The sequence below is a fragment of the Streptomyces colwelliae genome (genome assembly GCF_048158785.1).
Taxonomy (GTDB): Bacteria; Actinomycetota; Actinomycetes; order Streptomycetales; family Streptomycetaceae; genus Streptomyces.
Genome location: NZ_JBLTJC010001047.1, coordinates 1 through 395 on the forward strand (window position 1 = coordinate 1; position 395 = coordinate 395).

Below are 395 nucleotides of genomic sequence, written 5' to 3' on the forward strand. Positions count from 1 at the left end.
CCCTGAAGTTGCATGGATATCCCATGCCCATTGAGCATCTGGCTGTCCATGGAATGGATACCGCATGTCATCATCAGGTTGTAACAAAGCGTACTCAGCATGGCGAGTGCCTCTTCTGAGGATTTACAATGTGTGTTCATAAGGGCCAGAAACTGCTCAACAACATCCGGGTTAATGCTGGTACTGTGTATTTCATCCTTCATGATGTGTCCTTGTTTTTTATTATTTTGCATTTCAGAAAATAACACGATGCATGTAACCCAGAAAACCGATATGTGCACGCGTAGTCACTTTCTGGCAGATTCCGGTCTCTGAAACAAAATACGAGGTGGCATGAAGCGGATTGTGGCGGACAGGGAAAGTGATTTGATTCCGGGGAAGGCGCTGTGCAGCAG

Annotated in this window: 1 protein-coding gene; it reads right to left on the minus strand. The window is 46.3% G+C overall.

Annotated elements, in window-relative coordinates:
- A partial coding sequence (locus ACNFOC_RS55765; RefSeq protein WP_416966495.1) for a hypothetical protein occupies positions 1-203 on the minus strand: 203 nt, incomplete at its 3' end.
- Positions 204-395 lie beyond the last annotated feature (192 nt).